Origin of the sequence: Actinocrinis sp., from assembly GCF_035650855.1 — a bacterium.
Lineage (GTDB): Bacteria > Actinomycetota > Actinomycetes > Streptomycetales > Catenulisporaceae > Actinocrinis.
Genome location: NZ_DASRGV010000276.1, coordinates 1 through 19,149 on the forward strand (window position 1 = coordinate 1; position 19,149 = coordinate 19,149).

A 19,149-nucleotide genomic window follows, 5' to 3' on the forward strand; every position below is an offset into this window, starting at 1 on the left:
CCCAAGCGGCTGTACTGGTCCAAGGCCCAGCTCACCCTCCCGGTCACCACCGGGCCGATCGGCACCGCCGCGATCCGCCGCCCCGGCCGGGACCTGACCCTCATCGCCTACGGCCAGACCGTGCCGGTCGCCCTTGAGACCGCCGAGCACGCCGCCGAACTCGGCTACCACCTCGAAGTCCTCGACCTGCGCAGCCTCGTCCCCTTCGACGACGCCACCGTCATGGCCAGTGTCGAGCGCACCGGCCGCGCCATCGTGGTGCACGAGGCCGCCGGGTTCGCCGGATTCGGCGCCGAGATCGCCGCCCGGGTATCAGAGAGCTGCTTCTACCGGCTGGAAGCCCCGGTGCTCCGCGTCACGGGCTTGGACATCCCCTACCCGCCGCCGAAGCTCGAGCACTGGCACCTGCCGAGCGTCGACCGCGTGCTCGACGCCGTGGAGCGCGCCATGTCCGCCTGACCGCGACGCAGTCGCTAAAGCCGGGACGGCGCCTCTTCCTCCTGCGGAGCGGGCGCCGTTCCCGGTGCCGGCCCGCCGGCCGGGTCGAGGCGGCGGATCGGCGCGTCCGGGGCCACCCCGAAGACGCCCTCGAAGGCCTCGGCCGCCAGGATGCCCTCCGGCGAGTCGGCGAAGACCGGCTCGGACAGGCAGTAGGCCACCCCGGGCTGGTCCTCCACCTCCAGCCGCACGTCCGGCACGTGCGCGTCCTCGCCGGGCCCGGGGCCGCGGCCGCTGGCCGTCAGGATCCCCTCCATCCTGGTCGAGGCCAGGTAACGCGAGACCCCGGCGCCCTCGCCGCCCTGCGCCTCCCAGATCCGCAGCAGCAGCCGCCTTGAGTCCCTGCCGTTGTGCAGATCCGCGTAGCGCATTCCCTCCAGCGGCCGCGCCGCCTGCCACTTCGACTCGAACTGGAGCCGGGCGAACTGGCCCAGCGAGGCGTCGTTGGCGATCTCCAGGTGCTTCACCCGCGAGGTGCGCCGCTGGTAGGGCAGGAAGGCGACCATGATCCGGTCGTCCACCTGGTGCACGCTGCACTCCGGCAGCCGGTCGTAGAGCCGCACCTCGAGCCGGTCCGCGGCCAGCCCGTCCATCTCGGTCTTGCGCGCCAGCCGCCGCAGCTCCCTGATGTTCTCCTCGATCCTGGTGTCGAACGCCGGGTCCTGGATCTCCGCGGCCCGGTCCTGCGCCGCCTGCGTCGTCGGGGCCAGCAGCAGCACCTGCACCTTGACCCCGCGGGCCAGGGCCTGCTCCATGGTGCGCACCAGGGGCGCGCCGCCCTCGGCGATCAGCGTGGAGCTGGTGTCCAGGATCCGGATGACCTCCTGTGACTCGGCGATCAGGTCCAGCAGGGTGCGGGTCGGCAGGGAGTCGTACTCGCGCGGCCGATCGGTCGGCGTGGACAGGTCGTCCTCGGGGCGCAGCAGGTGGAACCCGGCGTCGGGCCGGCGGGCGTACTTGGCGTAGAACTCCCGGTCCAGCACCCGCGCCACCGGATCGTCCGAGGCCACCGCCTCGGGCTGGAACATCGTGCTCTGATCGCCGAACCGGATCCGCAGCGCCGGGTTGGCGTGGATCGCCGCGTCGATCCGCTTGCTGATCAGGTAGGTGGCGTTGTCGATGTGCACGAAGCGCACCAGCAGGTCCCGGGTCGCCTGCTCGTCGACCACCCGCACCGGCAGCAGCTGCGGGATCGGCGCCGCGTCGGCCCAGATCGCCTCGAACTGGTCCAGCGCCTCCCGGCCGAGCTGCGACTGGTCGGTGATCTCCAACTGCGTGGACTGATTCGACAGGGCGTGCGGCGGCAGGAAGGCGAACAGCGCCCGGTCGTCCCAGCCGTACAGCGTGAACGGCGCTGCCACCGTGTAGAGCCGCAGCTCGAACCGGCCGTGCGGCAGGCCGTTGCCGACCGCCAGGATCGCCGCTTCGAGCAGCCGGAAGTCCGCGATGTTCGCCTGGATCCGGTCGTTGATCCACAGGCCGGGCATGGTCTGGCGCAGCTGGAACTCGCGCAGCGCCGAGGCGTCGGTGTTCGGGCTCATCAGCAGAACTCTGATGTCGGTGCCCTGGATCGCGGCGTCCCGCAGTGCCCTGATCGCGGCGTCGTGGTCGTTGCCGAAGAGCCCGGAGAAGGTGTCCAGGATCCGCACCTGGCTGCGCGCCTCGCCGACCCGGCGCAGGTACCAGCCGTAGTCGAGACGCGGGTGCTGGCGGATCTGCTGCGCCGCGGCCTGCCGCACGATCGGCTCGATGAGGAAGAGCACGATCATGCCGCCGATCAGGTCGCCGGCGGAGTTGAGCAGGAAGTTCGGCCAGAAGCCGCTGTGGAAGCCGGTGCTCCACGAGGCGACCCCGAGGGAGAGCACCAGCGAGCCGAGCAACAGGAAGGCGAAGACGTTCGGCCGCCGGGTCCACAGCTCCCGCAGGCGCGCCGTCGGGCGCAGCCGGCGCCGCGGCAGGGGCGGTCGCGGCGGCTCGGGCTGTGGCTGCTGTTGCCGTGTCAGGTGCGGCGCCGCGCTGGTGCCGTTGTTCCGGGACGCCTCAGACACCGCCAACGCACGCCTCCCCACGCACCGCCCCCTGAAGGGCCGTCAGCCCCGGTGGAACTTGACGACACGGTGTCAGAATGGCACAGCCGTGCGGCACTGTGCGACCGGAACGGCGCGGAAAGCAGGGAAAACCCGGTAGCGCGATCAGTCCACTGTGGCGGCCGTGATCTCCGGGAAAGCGGCGTCCTGCGCGGCGTCGGCGCCTTCGCCGCTGCGGCACGGCCGGCTCAGCAGTTTGCGATCGTCGCTGGTCAGGCAGCGGCCGGTGGCCAGCTCGAACTCCCAGCCGTGCAGCTGGCAGGTGAGCACGCCGTCGCGCACCGTGCCGAAACGCACCAGGTCGGCCTTCAGGTGCGGGCAGTGCCGCTGCACCACGTAACCGTCGACGCGCGCGTAATCCTCGACCCCTGACGATTCGGCGTAGTAGCCCTCGACGTAGGTCATCCGCTCCACGGAGAGGCACTTGAAGAACGTGTATACGTACTCGTTGTAAGGGCCCTTACGTGATGCCTCAAACCGGCACGACAGGAACAGCTCGTTCACCCAGTCCTGCTCGCGGTGCCGCACCAGCTGCTCGATCAGCGGCCGCGCGACCCGGAAGCGGTAGCGCACCTCTTCATCGGCGTACAAGTCGATCCGCCGGTCCAGGAAGTCGAACAGGATCAGCTCGTCGGCGCCGCCGTCGACCGCCGCCACCTCCAGCAGGATGCGGCCGTTGAGCCCGGCGCAGGTCTGGTCCGCGGTCGCGATCAGCGGCTCCACCCACTCCTTGAGCTGCCCGACCAGATCCGAGCGGTCCGCCGGGAGCGCTGCCTTGATCCCGTCGATGACCGGCTGCACCTTCTGCTTGTACGAGAGCAGATACGCCCGCCGATCATCGCGGATCCGGGCCACCTCACGCTCCGGGATCTGCTCCACCACGCAACTGCCGTCGCCGGACAGCTCCACAGTCGTGCCCGTCAGAAACAGGTGCGCGTTCTCCCGCCCCTGCTCGGCCAGGTACTCGAGGAACACGAACTGGTCCGGGAAGACGTTCGCCTCGTCCCGCTCGAAGTCGTTGAGGTGGAACAGGTCGTCGTCCAGGAAGCAGGGCGGCCCGGCGAACGGGAAGACGTGCGCGGCGTGGTACTGGTCCATGTACTTGAGCGCGCGGGCCATGCCGTTGCGCCGCTTGCGCTTGCCGACGGTCTCCTTCATCCGGTCCGGGAAGTCGTAGACCATCGGGTACCAGATCGCCCCGGAGTACTGCAGGAAGTGGGCGTGCAGCGCGCCGAACTCCTCGATCGGCCCGGCCTCCACCGGGCGAGAGTCGTTCTGGTTGTAGATGCGCACGTTCCCGTCGTCGACCGCGAGCCCCGAGTCGCCGATCGGTCCGTCGGTCGGCGAGACCAGCGCATTGATAAGAACGCGCAGACCATCGACCTCGACTACCTGGTTGTTGCGGGTCTGCACGAACCGCTTGAAGCCGAGATCCTCCAGCGCGTCCCGCAGGTCCGGCACCGGGAAGTCCGGCAGCAGCACGGTGGCGTCCTTCGACATGTGCCGGGCCAGCCAGTCCGGGTCGAAGTGGTCGCGGTGCAGGTGCGAGACGTACAGATAGTCGGCCGAGCCCACCCACTGCGGGTCGATGCCGGTGTTGTCCGGGAAGGGCACCCAGGAGCCGAAGTAGGCCGGGGTGAACCAGGGATCGCAGACGATCCGCCCGGCCGCCGTCTCCAACAGCAGGCCGGCGTGGCCGATCGAGGTGATACGCACTGGCTGGCACTCCTCGTGTCCGCTACATCGCTCAGGGTGCGCGAGCGCGGCCCGCGCAGTTTGTCTAACCTATCCGACCGGAGGTTAACCGGCCGACAGGCCCGGCGACCTTCCGCCACCGGCCGCGGAGCCGCTACGGTTTCCGCAGCTGGATCAGCTAGCTCGATCTTGAAGTGTGTGCTGCGAATTTTCGGATCTTGAACGAGTGCAGGGTTCCACCGGACTTCCGGGCCCTGGTTCGAAGACCATGTCGGCTGGGGAGGACGGCGGTTCGGTGAGCGGCGCCCCGCAGGACGCGGCGCGGCGCGGCGCGGCCCCCGGCCCGGCGGTCGTCAGCCCCGCGCCGGTGCGGCGTGCCCGCACGGCTCGGGTGGCGGAGCCGCGGCAGCCCGTTCCCGCTCCGACCCCGGCGGAGCTGGGGGTCCTGGTGGGGGCCCGCGCGGACGGCGATCCGGCCACAGCCGTCACTATCGCTCGTTTGGCCGACCAGCTCGGGTACCGCGAGGTGATGCTCGGCGAGGCGACCGGGCATGACGCGTTCGCCCTCGGCGCGGCGCTGGGGGAGGGGCCAGCTGCGCTCTGCCTCGGCCCGCTGCCCGCAGGCGTGCGTGATCCGGTAACCGTCGCACGCGGTGCCGCATCGGTCGCTGCCCTGACCGGCCGCAAGGTCGGCGTCGCGCTTGCCGCCTCGACCTCCACGGTGGTGGAGGAGTGGCACGGACGCGCACGCGGGGTTCCCGCGACCGTGGTCGCCGAGTCGGCCTCGGTGCTTCGCGGGCCGCGCCGCGACAGCGGGCTGCTGGCCGGAATGCCGGTCGACTTCGCCGGAGCCCTCGTGCGCACCCGCGGCTTCGTCTGCGCGTTGCCGCCCTCGAACGCGGACCTGAGCGTGCTCGCATTCGGTGCCGAGCTGACCGAGGTGGCCGTCGCACGCGCCGACCGGCTCATCGTTCCGATAGGCACCGTCGAGCATCTGGCGCGGCTGCGCGGACGCATCCAACTGGCGGCGGAGCGCGCGAACAGGCAGCCGCCGCGACTCGCCGTGTGGGTGCCCGTGGCTGTGGATCCCGAAGAGGGCACCCGCCGCGACATGCTGCGCGCGCTGATGCCGTACGTACGCGCGGCCGGCTTCGCCGGGATGTTCACCGAGGCCGGCTTCGGCGAGATCGTCCGCCTCGCGCGCTCAGGTGCCCATGTCCGGTCGGTCGTCGCGGCAGCGCCCCCGGAGATGCTCGACTCGGTCGCCGCTGTCGGTTCGGTCACCGCCGTGCAAGCGGCCTTGAGCGAGTACCGCGCCGTCGGTGTCGATGACGTAATCCTCGTGCCGCACAATCCCGAGACCCTCAGCGCTCTCGCCGCTACCTGAACCGGACGGCCGCGGACTCGTCCCGCTCAACGGGACAGGGGTGGTTCTAGTCGTCCTCGTTCGGAGGCCAGGGCGCCATCGGTATGCCCGTGCCTGCCGAGTCGGCCGGCCGTGAGCCGTTCGTGGAGCCGTGACCGTTGTCCTGACGGGGAATCCGATACTGCCGCGAGTAAGGGCGATGACTGCGCGGCTCGTCGGGAGAGTATGGCTGCGGAGGGTAGGCGTCCTGCCCATTGCCGGCGCCGACGGTGGCCATCTGGTTCTCGCGGGCGCGGATGGCCTTGCGTTCCGAGCGGCGCACGGTTAGCAGAGTGAGCACGAGTACGAGTGCGAAGGAACCCCCTGCGCCGACGGCGATGATGACGCCGGTGGCCGCTCCGTCGGACAGGGCTTGGATCTGAGGGCCAGTGGCGAGCATCGATGCCCCTTCTTCGTGCGTGTTCGCCGACGCGAACCGTACAGGGATGGTGCCCGCGCGCCCGCGCCGCACACGTGTAGCCCGTTGGCTCCACTCAAAGCGCGCCGCGTGCCCGGTGGGGTTACTTTCGCGGTAGTTCGTCCAGTTCGCGGGCGGACCCCGTCCACGCCAGTCCACGCTCGAAGGAGGCCTGCGGCCATGGCTGAGGCTCCGCATTCCGCAATCGCGCGTTCCGCGCACCCGCGCACCTCGGCGGTGCTCATGGTCAGCCCGGACGCGATGCAGCGCGACGAGCTCGTGGAGGCGCTGCGCCGGCATCTAGGCCCGGGTTGCCGGGTGATCGGCGCCGGCGGCGTGCGCGAGGCGTCCGACGTGCTGACCTATCTGACCGTAGAGGGGACCGCGGTATCCCTGGTCATCTGCTCGCACCGGCTGCCGGACGGCTCCGGCGTCGCACTGTTCGGGCACGTCGGGATCGCCTCGCCGGCCACCCGCCGGGTGCTGCTGACCACGATGGACCAGGCCGACGCGGCGCTGCAGGCGATCAACCAGTCGCAGGTGGACCGGTACCTGGTGCTGCCCGCCGAGCCGCTGGAGGACCGGCTGCTGCCGATCGTCGACGACCTGCTGACCGACTGGTTCGCCCAGCACGCGGCGGCCCAGGTCGGGGTGACGGTGCTCGGGCACCGCTTCGCGCCGAAGTCGTACCTGGTCAAGGACTACCTCGCGCGCAGCCTGGTGCCGTTCACCTGGTTCGACCTGTCCGACGACCCGGAGGCGCACGCGCTGGCCCGCGACCTGAACCTGCCGAATCCCGCGCCCACGACAGTGCTCTTCGACGACGGCCGCGCGCTCTACGACCCGACCGTCGCGGAGCTGGCCGCGGCCCTCGGCCTGACCCAGGAGGCGACGCGCGACCGCTACGACCTGGTGGTCGTGGGCGGGGGCCCGGCGGGCCTGGCGGCCGCGGTGTATGGAGCCTGCGAAGGCATGTCCGTGGTGGTGGTCGAGGACGACTGCCCCGGCGGCCAGGCCGGGATCACCACGCGGGTGGACAACTACCTGGGCTTCCCGGCCGGCCTGAGCGGCGCCGACTTCGCGCACCGGGCGCTGGCGCAGGCCAAGCGGCTCGGCGTCGAGTGGTGCAGCGCGAAGGTCGCCACCGGGCTGCTGCCGCTCAAGGGCGCCCACCGGGTGCTGCTCGACGACGGGAAGACGGTGGTCGGCCGCGCGGTCCTCGTCGCGACCGGGATGACCTGGCGCAAGCTGGACGTGCCCGGAGCCGAGGACCTGGTCAACGCAGGGGTCTACTACGGCGCGTCCGCGGCGGAGGCGAAGGCGGCGGCCGACGAGGACGTGATCGTGGTCGGCGACGGCGACACGGCTGCCGCCGCGGCGCTCGGCTTCGCGGAGCACGCCCGCTCGGTGACGCTGGTGGTGCGCGAACCGACGCTCGCCGGGGCGGCGCTCTCGGAGAAGCACGCGGCGGCGATCGAGGAGCACAAGCGGATCACGGTCCGCTGCGGCGCCGAGGTCGGCGAGTTGCGCGGCTATGGGCGGCTGGAGAAGGTGGTCCTGCTCGACATGCACACCGGCGCCACGGACGTGCTCCCGGCCAGCAGCCTCTACGTGCTGATCGGCATGGTGCCCTTCTCCGACTGGGTGCGGGACACCGTGGCCCTGGACGAACTCGGCTTCGTGCTGACGGACACCGAGGTGGCGCTGCGCCCGGAGCTGCTGCCGATGTCCTGGCCGCTCGACCGTCCGCCGCTGCTCACCGAGACCTCGGTCCCCGGCGTCTTCGCCGCGGGCGACGTGCGCGCCGGCTCGATCAAGCGGATCGGCTCCGCGGTCGGCCAGGGCGCGGTGGCGGTGGCCGCGATCAGCCAGTACCTTGACTCACTCGCCACCGCTCACGACGACCCGATCGGGGAGGACTCGGTCGAAGGGGACTGGCAGGGGCCGCAAACCTGACTCAGTCCCTTGACGGCGAGCCGCCGCGCCGACGTCACGCGGCCTCGCAGGGGGAGGCGGGGCCGCGGGCCGGGCCGGCGAAGTCGGGCAGCGGACGCGGGTCGTCGATCGGTGCGTGACGGCCGTCGACGCGTTCGTAGGCCCAGGCCGGGCCCGTGGCGACGAGCTGGTCGATCGCCGCGACGAGACGGTCCACGTCGGCGGTCGTCGAGCCGACGCCGAACGAGGCGCGCACCGCTCCGTCCTTGCCGAGGCCGAGGCGGGCGAGAAGGGGATGGGCACAGAAGCGGCCGTCGCGCACGCCGATCGCGTGCTCGGCGGAGAGGTACGCCGCGACCAGTCCCGCGTCGAATCCGGAGACCGTGAAGGCGACCACGCCGATGGAGTCGGTGGAGTCCGCCCAGATGCGCAGGACGCTGACTTCCGCGTTCCGGGTCAGGCCGTTGATGAGCCGGTCGCGAAGTGCTTCTTCGTGGGCTGACAGGCTGGCCTCGCCTTGCGCGGCAAGGGTTTCGCAGGCCTTCGCCAGCGCCGCGGCGCCGAGGACGTTCGGCGTGCCCGCTTCGTGCCGGGCCGGCGCGGCAGCCCACCCGGTTGACTCGGTGGTCACCTCGCGCACCGCACCGCCGCCCGCCAGGTACGCCGGCGCGGCGTCGAGCCAGTCGCGGCGGCCGACCAGCGCGCCCGCTCCGTACGGCGCGTAGAGCTTGTGGCCCGAGAACGCCACGTAGTCGACGCCTGATTCACGCAGCGAGATCCGGCGGTGCGGGGCCAGCTGCGCCGCGTCGACCACGACGCGCGCGCCGTGCCGGTGCGCGATGCGGGCGATCCGCTTGATCGGGAGCAGCTCGCCGGTCACGTTGGACGCACCGGTGACCGCGACCAGCGCGGTCGGGGTCGCGGCCAGCGCGGCGTCGAGGTCGCTCAGCGTCTCGCGGATAGTCGGCGCGGCCTCCAGCACGACGTGCCCGCGCCGCTGCCAGGTCACCAGGTTCGCGTGGTGCTCGATGTCGAGGTACAGCACCGACCCGCCCCGGGCGGTGCCTGAGTCCGGCGCGGTGTCTTCCGGCAGCGCGCTGGCCAGCAGGTTGAGCGCGTCGGTGGTGTTGCGCACGAACACGACCACGTCATCGGGGCGGGCGTCCACGAAACGGCCGACGCAGGCTCGCGCGTTCTCCAGCAGCGCGGTCGATACCTGAGAGGCATAGCCGGCGCCGCGATGCACGGACGCGTAGTACGGCAGCGCGGTGGCGATGTGCTCGGCGACCTCGGCGAGGGCCGGAGCCGAGGCGGCGTAGTCGAGGTTCGCGTACGGCAGCGTGCCGCCGGTGACGACCGGAACCGGGAGATCGGCGCCGACGACACGGCGCAGCGGGCCTGCGGCGGTCGCGGCGGTTCCGGTGCTGACAGCGGGCTGATATGTGGCGGTCGACATGACGCCTCGTCCCCTCACGGGTCCGGGGACCCGCAGGGCAAGCCGCGATGGCTTACGTGCGCAGCGGATCCGCGCTTGCCACGCGACTCCCGCGCGGCCCGGTCTCCATCCGGGGCACCCCATCGCGGTGGAAGGGTTGCCGGCCAGCAAGCCGGGGCTTAGCGCTGGCACTCATGACCTTGGCCAGGAGACTAGCACGGGCGCCGGCCGGCCCGGCAAGCGCGTTTCGGGGAGTGGACCGGCCGGGGCTGCTTCAGGGCCGCCGAATCACAGGTTGAGGGCTTCGAGCGAGGCGCCGACGACGGAGGCGTCACCCTCCACGGCGACTACCAGCTGCGCCGGACGCAGCGCCGCCCGGATGGCCGCGTTGGCCTCGTCCAGCGTCACTTCCAGCATCCGGGCGTGCTCGGTGGTCACGTAGTCCGTAGGCAGGCCGTGGCGCACCATCTCGACCAGCCGCGAGCCGACCGCGCCGGCGGTCTGCAAGCCGATCGGCGTGGCTCCGGTCAGATACGCGCGGGTCTTCTCCAGCTCCACGCTCGTCGCGCCGCCGTCGAGATACTCGTCGATGACGCGCAGCGTATCGGCTACCGCGTTGGCGGTCGCGTCCGTGCGCACCTCGGCCGAGAACGAGAACAGGCCGACCGGACGGCCGAGGTCGAAGCCCGCGTGCGCGCCGTACGTGTAGCCCTTCACCTCGCGCAGCTCGTGGTTGACGCGCGAGGTGAACGTGCCGCCGAGAATCGTCGCGGCGATGCGCAGCGCCACCACGTCGATCCCGTGCTGCGCCGCCTCCGCCCGCGTCACGGTCGGGTGACCGATCCGCAGCGTGGACTGCACGGCGCCGGGCCGGTCGGCGATCGCCAGCCGCTGCGGCTGCGGCAACGCGACCGGGGCGGCCGGCCGCGCAGTGGTGGACGCCGGGAAGTCGCCGAAGACGGTCCGGCCGAGCGCCGCTACGTCCAGCTGGTCCAGGTCGCCGGCGATCAGCAGCGTTCCCGCGTGCCGCAGCCAGGTCGCGTGAAAGGCGCGCACCGCCTCGGCGTCGAGGGCGGCGACCGACTCGGGGTCGCCGCCGGTCAGCCGGCCGAAGCGGGAGTCGGCGCCGTACAGCGCCGAACGCAGCGCCAGCTGCGCGCGCGGGCCGGGCCGCGCGAAGGACTCGCGCTTGGCCGCCACCAGGTCCGACAGGTACCGCTCGACGTCCGTGTCCGTGAACGCCGGGGTGCGCACCGCCTCGGCCAGCAGGTCCGCTCCGGCCGCTGCCTCGCGGATCGGCAGATCGAGCGAGATGCGCGCGGTCTCCCAGCCGGTGTCCACGGACCAGCTGCCGCCCAGCGACTCGACCGCGGTACCGAAGTCGTCCGCGCTGCGCTTGAGGGTTCCTTCGTCGAGCAGTCCCGCGGTCGCCTTGGCCAGACCGTCGAGGCCGGCCGGTTCGTGCAGCGCCCCGCCGTCGAGCAGCACCGACAGCCACGCGATCGGCTGGCCGGGTAGGTGCGCGGCGACGACGCGTCCCGCACCGACGGCCACGGTGCGCACTTCAGGGAAGATGTACGGGCGCGGCGGGAACACTTCGGGGCGCGCGGCGAGCGGGGCGGGGACGCTCGAGTTCGCCGACGTCGCAGAGGTCTCAGTCACGGGTCTCAGGCCTCCGCGCTCTCGTCGTTGCGTCCGGTCGAAGGTTCATATGCCAGCGTGATCCGGTTGTCTGGCGCGAACACCCGGGCGGCCGCTTCCTGAACCTGCGCCGCGTTGACCTCGAGCAGTTCGGGCAGCCGATCGGTGATCTTCAGCGCGTCGCCGAACAGCGTCGCGTGCTTCCCGAGCTGGTCGGCCCGCGAGCCGACCGTGGCCAGCTCACGGGACCAGTCCGCGGCCAGCATCGAGCGGGCCCGGCCTAGCTCCTCCTCGGTGACCCCGTCGGCCGCGACCTGCTCGCAGACCTCGAAGAACGCCGACTCCAGCTGAGGCAGCGTCACCCCGTCGCGCGGCGTCGCCATCCCGGTGATCATCGAGGCGTGCCAGGCCCGCTGCCAGGTGCCGAGATAGCCTCCCTCGGCCTGCGCCAGCCGCCGTTCGGTGACCAGCTCACGAAACAGCCGACTGCCGCGGCCCCGGCCGAGTACGACGCTCAGCACGTCCTCGGCCGCCGCTCCCGGTTCGGCGAAGCGGGCGGAGCGGAACGCGAAGAAGACCCGAGGCAGTGGCACCGGCTCGGCAAGCTCGACCCGTTCGGCCTTGCCCAGCACCGGCGGCAGCGCCTCTACCTGCGCCAGCGCGGGCCGTGGCCGTGGGCTCAACGCGCCGAAGTACCGCTCGGCGAGCTCGCGCACCTCCTCGGCCGAGGTGTCGCCGACGACGGTGAGCACCGCGTTGTCGGGGGAGTAGTAGGACTCGTAGAAGGCGGTGAAGTCAGACAGCTGCGCGCTGTCCAGCTCGGCCATCGAGCCGATCGTCGAGTGGTGGTACGGATGCCCCTCCGGGTACGCCAGCTCGCCGAGCACCTCGTGCCAGCGGCCGTAAGGCACGTTGTCGTACCGCTGCCGTCGCTCGTTCTTGACCACCTCGCGCTGGTTGTCCAGCGTCTCCTGGGTCAGCGCCAGTGCGCCCATCCGGTCCGCCTCTAGCCACAGCACGGTGGCCAGCGCGGCGGACGGCACGGTCTGGAAGTAGTTGGTGCGGTCCGAGCTGGTCGTCGCGTTGATCGCGGCGCCGCCGACCTCCTGCAGCACGCCGAAGTGCTCGCCCTTGGCGACCTGCGCCGAACCCTCGAACATCAGGTGCTCGAAGAGGTGCGCGAAGCCGTGCTTGCCGGGCGGCTCGTGCCGGGAGCCCACGTTGTACCAGAGGTTCACCGCGACGATCGGCGCCGAATGGTCCGGAGCCACGACGACGCGCAGCCCGTTGCCGAGGGAGAACTGCTCGACCGGCCAAGCGAAACCGCCGGCGGCCGCCTGGGCCGTGCCGTCGCTTGTCGCGGTCGCGCCGGCGGTGGTCAAGTGCGCCGAGTTCGCCACCCGGGCCCCCAATCCAAGGTCGCTGAAGCCTGCATGAGCCGTGTCAGGCCAGCATAAGGGGCGGGACGCGGGCAACGGCGGCCGACGAGCGGGTTGCCGCGGGCCGCCGGCGGGAAGGCGCCCCTTGAGCGGGGCTGCGGTGTCAGCCGTGACACTGGTGTCGGAAGCCGGCACGGTCACCGGCGCAGCGCGAGCAAGGAAGCGGTGAGGCCGGGTGGCGGCACGAGCGGGGCGCTTTGAGCGCGAGCGGCGGGACGCGGCCGAGCTGCGGCGCACCCGGCTGCTGCCGACCTGGGTCGAGTGGTTCTTCGTCGGCGGCGCGGTGGTGCTGATCCCATGGATCGTCTTCCTGTTCACGACCACCGAACAGGGCGTGGTGAGCAAGCACTCGCGGCTGGTCTGGGGCGGCTTCGACTGCTTCCTGGTGATCGCGTTCGCGTTGACCGCCTACCGGATCGCCAGGCGCTCCCCGCGCGGCGCGATCACGGCCACGGCGACCGGGACGATGCTGTTCATCGACGCCTGGTTCGACGTGCTCACCGCGCGGCACGCCAGCGCCCAGGTGATCGCCGTGCTGCTGGCGGTGTTCGCGGAGATCCCGTGCGGGCTGATCTGCTTCTACGTGGCGCGCCGGATCATCGGGCTGTTCGAGTCCTCGATCCCGGTGCTGCGCGAGGCGGGATTCCGGCTGTCCGGCGGGCGGCTCGTGCCGCCCGCCGACTCCGAGCTGTCAGAACACTCCGAGCTGTCAGAACACTCCGAGCTCTCAGAACAGTCCGAGCTGTCAGAACACTGACTTCGCGGACCAGTACGCGAGCAGCGAGCGGTCGCCGAGCACTTCGAGCTCCGGGTCGCCCACCTTGCGCCGGCCGTAGATGAACAGCGCCAGGTCCTGCGCCTTGCCGCGTACCGCGGACGCCCCCTTGACGTGCGCGTGCGACCAGCGGAAGCCCTCCGGCTCCAGGGTGATCAGCCATTCCCCGGGCAGCTCGCCGTCCAGGTCGGTGGCGTGCAGGTGGATCGTCTCGCCGTCGCCGCGCAGGTCGCGCACGTCCGGACGGAAGATGGCGGCGAACGGCAGCAGCTCGAGCAGCTCGTCGACCGCGTCGACGGCCACCGCCGGCTCGATCCGGCTCACCACGCCCGCCGCGGCCTCGGCGTCGGTGCGGTGGATCGTGGTCTCGTGCAGCATCCGGCGGATCCAGAAGCTCACGTGCTTGACCGCGGCCCAGGAGTACATCGGCGACTCCGGGTCGGCGGCCCGCAGCGCGGCGACCAGCCCGGCGCCGTTGCGGGAGAACCAGGCCGGAACCGCGGACCAGTCCTGCGGCATCCCGGAGGTCATGGGCCGCCGGTCGATGCGCTCGGGGGCCAGCTTCTCGACCATCGTGCGCACCCACAGGTGAATCAGTCCGACATGGTCGATCAGGTCGGAGAGGGTCCAATCCCCGCAACCCGGAACCGGGGTGGACGGCGAGGTGTCCGCGGCCAGCTCGGCAATGCGGCGGATCTCGCCGTCCAGCAGGTCTATCGCGGTCTCGTGGCGGACGGTCCGACGGCGGGGCGACGGGGCGAGGGTGGGCACCGGAGGCTCCTTTGGGATCGTTCGTGCTGGGGTGACGCGGGTACGGCGACGCCCTCGCACGGCGTCGTCGACGGTTTTGCTCCCTGGGCCCCCGCAGGGGCGTTCGGCAGCGCGAAAGGGTGGTAAGGCTGTTTGTCCCCTGAGTCGGGGGCTGGCATGCCTTCCGAGCGCTATTCCTTAAAGCTTGAGGCCAACGACCGCTGAACGCCACGTGACATCCGTCTCGTAGCGGCGCGTCACTCACTGAGGCAACAGCCTTGACCGTGTACCGCGCTGCTAGGCACGCTAAGGCGCCCCCGCGTGGCCGGTATGTTCCCGCCCGCATCTCCCATAGGGTGGATAGGCGGTTCAGGTGATCTTAAGCTTGCCGTTCCGGTCAGGCGCGAGCTAAGGAGGGTTCCGGTGGGATGGGGCCTGATGGCTGCGCTGGTGGCCTCGCTGTGTTACGGCGTCGCCTCGGTGCTCCAGGCCGTCGGGGCGCGGCGGGTCGAGCGTACCGAGCAGATCGACCACCGGCTGTTGGTACGTGTCCTCAGCTCACTGCCATTCCTCGCGGGCACGGCGCTTGATGCGGTAGGTCTCTGCTTCAACCTGTTCGCCCTACGCAACCTGACGTTGTTCACGGTGCAGGCCCTAGTGAACACGAACCTTGCGGTAACAGCGGTGACTGCGGTCCTGCTGCTCCATGCACGCATGAGCCGCCGCGACAAGCTAGCGGTGACGGCCGTTATCTGCGGACTCGTCCTGCTCTGCCTCGCCGCGGGACCAGAGGGCAGCGGCACATTCGACACCGGGGCGCGTTACGGGCTGCTGGTCGCCTCGGCCGCGCTCGCGGCGGTCGCAATCGTGGTCGCGAACGTGTTCAAGCAGGTGCACCCGGCGGTCCTCGGCGCGCTGGCCGGATTCCTGTTCGGCATCTTCGGGATCTCGGTGCGGGTCATACCGTCGCTGAAGGTCGAGCACCTGGTCACCGACCCGGCGGCATACGCCGCGATCATCGCCTCGGTGACCGGCTTCATGTTCTTCGCCGGCGCGCTGCAGCGCGGCTCGGTCACGGCGACGACGGCCGCGCTGGTCGTCGGCGAGACCGCAATCCCGGCCCTGGTGGGCCTCATCGCGCTCGGGGACACCACGCGCCGCGGCTTCGCACCGGTCGGCGTGGCCGGCTTCCTGCTGGCGGTCGGTGGCGCGCTGGCGCTCTCCAGGTACGGCGAACTGGTCGATGCCAAGCCTGCCGACCGTGCGATCGTCGAGTACGCGACACCGGCGTCGACCAGCGGCCAGCCGGTAGAACATCCCGATCGCCGGGATGGGTGACTGCGGTCAGCTGCGGTGAATCTGGGCCGATTCGGACTTCGACGCTGCGTCTGACTGCGAATCCGCTTCTGACTCTGACTCCGACTGCGCCATCTCGGCCTCAGTCTCGACGTCCTTCTCGTGCTGCCGATGCCGGTTCCACAGGACGAACCCGACGACCAGGACCAGCGCCGCGCCGAACAGCGCGTAGCTGACCACGTTGGTGTAGTGCTCGATGCGCTGCCATGCGGTGCCGGCGAGGTAGCCGATCAGGATGAACGCGGTCGCCCAGGTCACGCCGCCGAGGGCGTTCCACAGCAGGAAGCTGCGGTACCGCATCCGCGCCGTACCGCACAGACTCGGCACCAGTGCACGCAGTACCGCGGTCCACCGGCCGATGAACACCGCGCGGCCGCCGAGCCGGTTGATCAGATCCTTGCCCTGCTTCACGTGCGCCGGCTTCACGAACCGCTTCGGCGCCTTGTCGAGCAGCGCGTCGCCCCACCTGTGGCCGACCTCGTACCCGGCCGAGTCGCCCAGGATCGCGCCCGCGATCGCGGCCAGGAACACCGCGTACAGCGGGATCTTGTGCTCGTACGCGAGGAAGCCGCCGACGACGACCGCGGTCTCGCCGGGCAGCACGAAGCCGAGGAAGATCGAGGCTTCGAGGCCGGGCAGCAGGAACACCAGCGTCAGGGCAACCCAGGGGTTGAGCTTGAGCAGCTGGTCGACGATCCAGGTGACCATCCGTCAATCCCCCAGGTGCGCCAGCAGTGCGTCGTGCAGCAGTCCGTTGGAGGTGCAGGCCGAGCCGGCGGCGGGGGAGGGGTCGCCGTCGGTGGCGGTGAACTGGCCGCCGGCCTCGGTGACGATGACCGCGATCGCGGCCATGTCCCACAGCGAGACCTCCGGCTCCGCGGCCAGGTCCACGCTGCCCTCGGCCACCATCATGTGCGACCAGAAGTCCCCGTAGGCGCGGGTGCGCCAGCAGGCCCGGGAGAGGGTGAGGAAGCCGTCCAGCTTGCCGTCCTCCTCCCAGGAGATGACCGAGGAGTAGGCGAACGAGGCGTCTTCGAGGACCTTGACCTTCGAGACCGACAGCCGCGTGGCCGAGGAGAGCGAGCGGCCCGAGTACGCCCCGCCGGACTTGGAGGCCCACCAGCGCCGGCCGAGCGCGGGCGCGGACACCACGCCGACCACCGGCGTCGGGCCCTCCATCAGCGCGATCAGCGTCGCCCACACCGGCACGCCGCGCACGTAGTTCTTGGTCCCGTCGATCGGGTCGATCACCCAGCGCCGCCGGGTGGCCCCGCTGTTGCCGGGCGTGTCCCCGTACTCTTCCCCTATCACCGCGTCGCGCGGGCGCGATCGGCTCAGCGTGGTGCGCAGCAGCTCCTCGGTGGCCTTGTCCGCGTCGCTGACCGGGGTGAGGTCCGGCTTGGTCTCCACCTTCAGGTCCAGCGCCTTGAAGCGCTGCATGGTCAGCGAGTCGGCCTGGTCCGCCAGGACGTGCGCCAGCCGCAAGTCGTCGTCGTAGCCCGTCACGTCCCCAACCTACCGTTTCGGCGGCGTCGCGGGCTGAATCGCGGCGCGGCGACTCTCGGGCGCGGCCGGGAGTGCCCGGCATTGACGCGGGTACGCGGAACGGCGAGACTTAAACCGAACGTTCGGTCGGGAGGTGTGGCGAGTGTCCGTCGTCGACGCGGGATCGGTAGCCCAGGAGGCGCGGCCCGTCGATCCGCAGGTTGGATTCGACGCGCTGCTGGCCGCTGACGAGCGGGTCGAGCCGCGCGACTGGATGCCCGACGCCTACCGCGCCACGCTCATCCGGCAGATCGCGCAGCACGCGCACTCCGAGATCATCGGCATGCAGCCGGAGGGCAACTGGCTCACCCGCGCCCCGTCCCTGCGGCGCAAGGCGATCCTGCTGGCGAAGGTGCAGGACGAGGCCGGCCACGGCCTGTACCTCTACGCCGCCGCCGAAACGCTCGGCGTCACCCGCGAGGAACTGCTCGACGCCCTGCACGCCGGCCGCCAGCGCTACTCGTCGATCTTCAACTACCCGACGCTCACCTGGGCCGACGTCGGCGCGATCGGCTGGCTCGTGGACGGCGCCGCGATCGTCAACCAGATCCCGCTGACCCGCTGCTCGTACGGTCCGTACGCGCGCGCGATGGTGCGCATCTGCAAGGAGGAGTCGTTCCACCAGCGTCAGGGCTATGAATCCCTCTACACCCTGGCGCACGGCAGCCCCGAGCAGCACGCGATGGCGCAGGACGCGGTGAACCGCTGGTGGTGGCCCTCGCTGATGATGTTCGGCCCGCCGGACAGCGCCTCGGCGCACACCGCGCGATCCAGCCAGTGGAAGATCAAGCGGCACTCCAACGACGAGTTGCGGCAGCGTTTCGTGGACATCACCGTCCCGCAGGCCGAAGTGCTCGGGCTCACCCTTCCCGACCCGCGGCTGTCGTGGAATCCTGAAACCGGGCACTACGACTACGGACCGATCGACTGGTCCGAATTCGAGGCCGTACTCGCCGGCAACGGCCCGTGCAACCGGCAGCGGATCGCCCGCAAGGTCGCCGCCCACGAGGACGGCGCCTGGGTGCGCGCCGCCGCGGCCGCGTACGCGCAGAAGCATGGAGCCCGACAGTGAGCAGCCCGCCCGCCGCCGATTCGACAGCACCGAGCACCGTGTGGGAGGTCTTCGTGCGCCCGCGCCGCGGCCTGTCGCACCAGCACGTCGGCTCGGTACACGCCGCCGACGCCGAGCTCGCGCTGCGCCGCGCCCGCGATCTGTACACCCGGCGCGGCGAGGGCGTCTCGATCTGGGTTGTACCCGGCGGTGCCATCAGTGCTTCGTGTCCTGATGAGAAGGACCCTTATTTCGCACCGGCCGCCGACAAGGCGTATCGGCACCCGACCTTCTACCAGCTGCCGGAGGGGGTGAAGAACCTGTGACCGAGACACACACCACACAGACACACGTCGCCGTCCGACCGGTGGAGAAGCCGGTCGAGGAGTACGCGCTACGGCTCGGCGATGACGCGCTGCTGCTGTCCCACCGGCTGACCGAATGGCTCACCCGCGCGCCGGACCTCGAGGAAGAGGTCGCGCTCGCCAACATCGCGCTCGACCTGCTCGGCCAGGCTCGCTACCTACTGTCTCGCGCGGGCCAGTCCACCGCGCAGGACGAGGACGTGCTCGCCTTCCGCCGCTCCGACCGCGAGTACCGCAACGCGCTGATCGTCGAGCTGCCCAACGGCGACTTCGCGCACACGATCATCAGGCTGCTGTTCTTCTCCGCCTATCAGCGCGCGCTCTACCGCGCGCTCGAACACAGCGCGGACGCGACCCTGGCCGCCTTCGCCGGCAAGGCGCTGAGCGAGGTCGAGTACCACGTCGAATACGCGGCGGGCTGGACCGTGCGGCTCGGCGACGGCACGGAGGAAAGCCACGACCGCGCGGCCGCCGCCGTCGCAGAGCTCTGGCCCTATACAGCGGAGCTGTTCGCCGCCGACGACCTCGTCAGCGCTCTCTCCAACGAAGGCATCGCCGCGGACCCGGCCGTGCTGCACGGGGAATGGAGCGAGCAGGTCGAGGCGGTCCTCGCGCAGGCCACGCTCGGAGTAGAACCGACCGGCGCGTGGCGGCCCGCCGGTGGCCGCAACGGTCTGCACACCGAAGCGCTCAGCTATCTGCTGGCCGAGATGCAGTCGGTGTACCGCGCGCACCCTGGTGCCGCCTGGTGATC

The 19,149-nt window shown here is 71.1% G+C and carries 17 protein-coding genes and 1 riboswitch; of the genes, 8 read left to right on the forward strand and 9 right to left on the reverse strand.

Annotated elements, in window-relative coordinates:
• A partial coding sequence (locus VFB40_RS19860; protein WP_324852836.1) for a transketolase C-terminal domain-containing protein occupies nucleotides 1–459 on the forward strand: 459 nt, incomplete at its 5' end.
• 14 nt (nucleotides 460–473) lie between these two features.
• Here VFB40_RS19860 and VFB40_RS19865 read toward each other — a convergent pair.
• Both VFB40_RS19865 and VFB40_RS19870 read right to left on the reverse strand, forming a co-directional pair.
• Entirely contained in the window at nucleotides 474–2,546 is a 2,073-nt protein-coding gene (locus VFB40_RS19865) for a hypothetical protein (RefSeq protein WP_324852838.1), read from the reverse strand.
• Nucleotides 2,547–2,690: 144 nt separating this feature from the next.
• A complete protein-coding gene (locus VFB40_RS19870; protein ID WP_324852840.1) occupies nucleotides 2,691–4,301 on the reverse strand; it encodes a Rieske 2Fe-2S domain-containing protein in 1,611 nt (536 codons plus the stop codon).
• Nucleotides 4,302–4,548: 247 nt separating this feature from the next.
• Between VFB40_RS19870 and VFB40_RS19875 the strand changes: the two genes are divergently transcribed.
• The gene (locus tag VFB40_RS19875; protein WP_324852842.1) at nucleotides 4,549–5,667 is read left to right on the forward strand and encodes an LLM class F420-dependent oxidoreductase; all 1,119 of its coding nucleotides are present in this window, start codon (nucleotides 4,549–4,551) and stop codon (nucleotides 5,665–5,667) included.
• A 46-nt stretch (nucleotides 5,668–5,713) separates the two neighbouring features.
• Here VFB40_RS19875 and VFB40_RS19880 read toward each other — a convergent pair whose 3' ends face one another.
• A complete protein-coding gene (locus VFB40_RS19880; protein ID WP_324852844.1) occupies nucleotides 5,714–6,085 on the reverse strand; it encodes a hypothetical protein in 372 nt (123 codons plus the stop codon).
• 198 nt (nucleotides 6,086–6,283) lie between these two features.
• On the opposite strand from VFB40_RS19880, the gene VFB40_RS19885 reads away from it, so the two are divergent.
• A complete protein-coding gene (locus VFB40_RS19885; RefSeq protein WP_324852846.1) occupies nucleotides 6,284–8,059 on the forward strand; it encodes an FAD-dependent oxidoreductase in 1,776 nt (591 codons plus the stop codon).
• 34 nt (nucleotides 8,060–8,093) lie between these two features.
• Here VFB40_RS19885 and VFB40_RS19890 read toward each other — a convergent pair whose 3' ends face one another.
• The 3 genes from VFB40_RS19890 to VFB40_RS19900 all read right to left on the reverse strand — a co-directional run bounded on the left by VFB40_RS19890 (nucleotide 8,094) and on the right by VFB40_RS19900 (nucleotide 12,496).
• Nucleotides 8,094–9,494, reverse strand: coding sequence for an aminotransferase class V-fold PLP-dependent enzyme (locus VFB40_RS19890; protein WP_324852848.1), 1,401 nt, complete (start codon nucleotides 9,492–9,494; stop codon nucleotides 8,094–8,096).
• 66 nt (nucleotides 9,495–9,560) lie between these two features.
• A riboswitch (SAM riboswitch) is annotated at nucleotides 9,561–9,673 on the reverse strand.
• An 88-nt stretch (nucleotides 9,674–9,761) separates the two neighbouring features.
• Nucleotides 9,762–11,135: a M16 family metallopeptidase gene (locus VFB40_RS19895; RefSeq protein WP_324852850.1), complete on the reverse strand. Its 1,374-nt coding sequence runs from the start codon at nucleotides 11,133–11,135 to the stop codon at nucleotides 9,762–9,764.
• Between the two features lie 5 nt (nucleotides 11,136–11,140).
• Nucleotides 11,141–12,496, reverse strand: a complete 1,356-nt coding sequence (locus VFB40_RS19900) for a M16 family metallopeptidase (protein WP_349261559.1) — start codon at nucleotides 12,494–12,496, stop codon at nucleotides 11,141–11,143.
• Nucleotides 12,497–12,728: 232 nt separating this feature from the next.
• On the opposite strand from VFB40_RS19900, the gene VFB40_RS19905 reads away from it, so the two are divergent.
• Nucleotides 12,729–13,310, forward strand: coding sequence for a hypothetical protein (locus tag VFB40_RS19905; RefSeq protein ID WP_324852853.1), 582 nt, complete (start codon nucleotides 12,729–12,731; stop codon nucleotides 13,308–13,310).
• Here VFB40_RS19905 and VFB40_RS19910 read toward each other — a convergent pair.
• On the reverse strand, nucleotides 13,299–14,099 hold the full coding sequence (locus tag VFB40_RS19910) for a maleylpyruvate isomerase family mycothiol-dependent enzyme (protein ID WP_324852855.1): 801 nt from the start codon (nucleotides 14,097–14,099) through the stop codon (nucleotides 13,299–13,301). The genes VFB40_RS19905 and VFB40_RS19910 overlap by 12 nt on opposite strands.
• A 402-nt stretch (nucleotides 14,100–14,501) precedes the next feature.
• Between VFB40_RS19910 and VFB40_RS19915 the strand changes: the two genes are divergently transcribed.
• Nucleotides 14,502–15,416 carry a DMT family transporter gene (locus tag VFB40_RS19915; protein ID WP_324852857.1) on the forward strand — a complete coding sequence of 305 codons (915 nt, stop codon included), beginning with the start codon at nucleotides 14,502–14,504 and terminating at the stop codon, nucleotides 15,414–15,416.
• A 6-nt stretch (nucleotides 15,417–15,422) separates the two neighbouring features.
• On the opposite strand, the gene VFB40_RS19920 is transcribed toward VFB40_RS19915, so the two are convergent.
• Nucleotides 15,423–16,142, reverse strand: coding sequence for a DedA family protein (locus tag VFB40_RS19920; RefSeq protein ID WP_324852859.1), 720 nt, complete (start codon nucleotides 16,140–16,142; stop codon nucleotides 15,423–15,425).
• Between the two features lie 3 nt (nucleotides 16,143–16,145).
• Nucleotides 16,146–16,940: a histidinol-phosphatase gene (gene hisN / locus VFB40_RS19925; RefSeq protein WP_324852861.1), complete on the reverse strand. Its 795-nt coding sequence runs from the start codon at nucleotides 16,938–16,940 to the stop codon at nucleotides 16,146–16,148.
• 142 nt (nucleotides 16,941–17,082) lie between these two features.
• On the opposite strand from hisN, the gene paaA reads away from it, so the two are divergent.
• From paaA to paaC, 3 genes are read left to right on the forward strand one after another with little or no spacing between them, the layout of a single operon-like run.
• Nucleotides 17,083–18,051: a 1,2-phenylacetyl-CoA epoxidase subunit PaaA gene (gene paaA, locus VFB40_RS19930; protein WP_324852863.1), complete on the forward strand. Its 969-nt coding sequence runs from the start codon at nucleotides 17,083–17,085 to the stop codon at nucleotides 18,049–18,051.
• Nucleotides 18,048–18,356, forward strand: a complete 309-nt coding sequence (paaB, locus tag VFB40_RS19935; protein WP_349261558.1) for a 1,2-phenylacetyl-CoA epoxidase subunit PaaB — start codon at nucleotides 18,048–18,050, stop codon at nucleotides 18,354–18,356. The genes paaA and paaB overlap by 4 nt, the downstream gene beginning before the upstream one ends.
• Complete coding sequence (gene paaC / locus VFB40_RS19940; protein ID WP_324852865.1) at nucleotides 18,353–19,147, forward strand: 1,2-phenylacetyl-CoA epoxidase subunit PaaC; 795 nt, start codon at nucleotides 18,353–18,355, stop codon at nucleotides 19,145–19,147. The genes paaB and paaC overlap by 4 nt, the downstream gene beginning before the upstream one ends.
• Nucleotides 19,148–19,149: the final 2 nt, after the last annotated feature.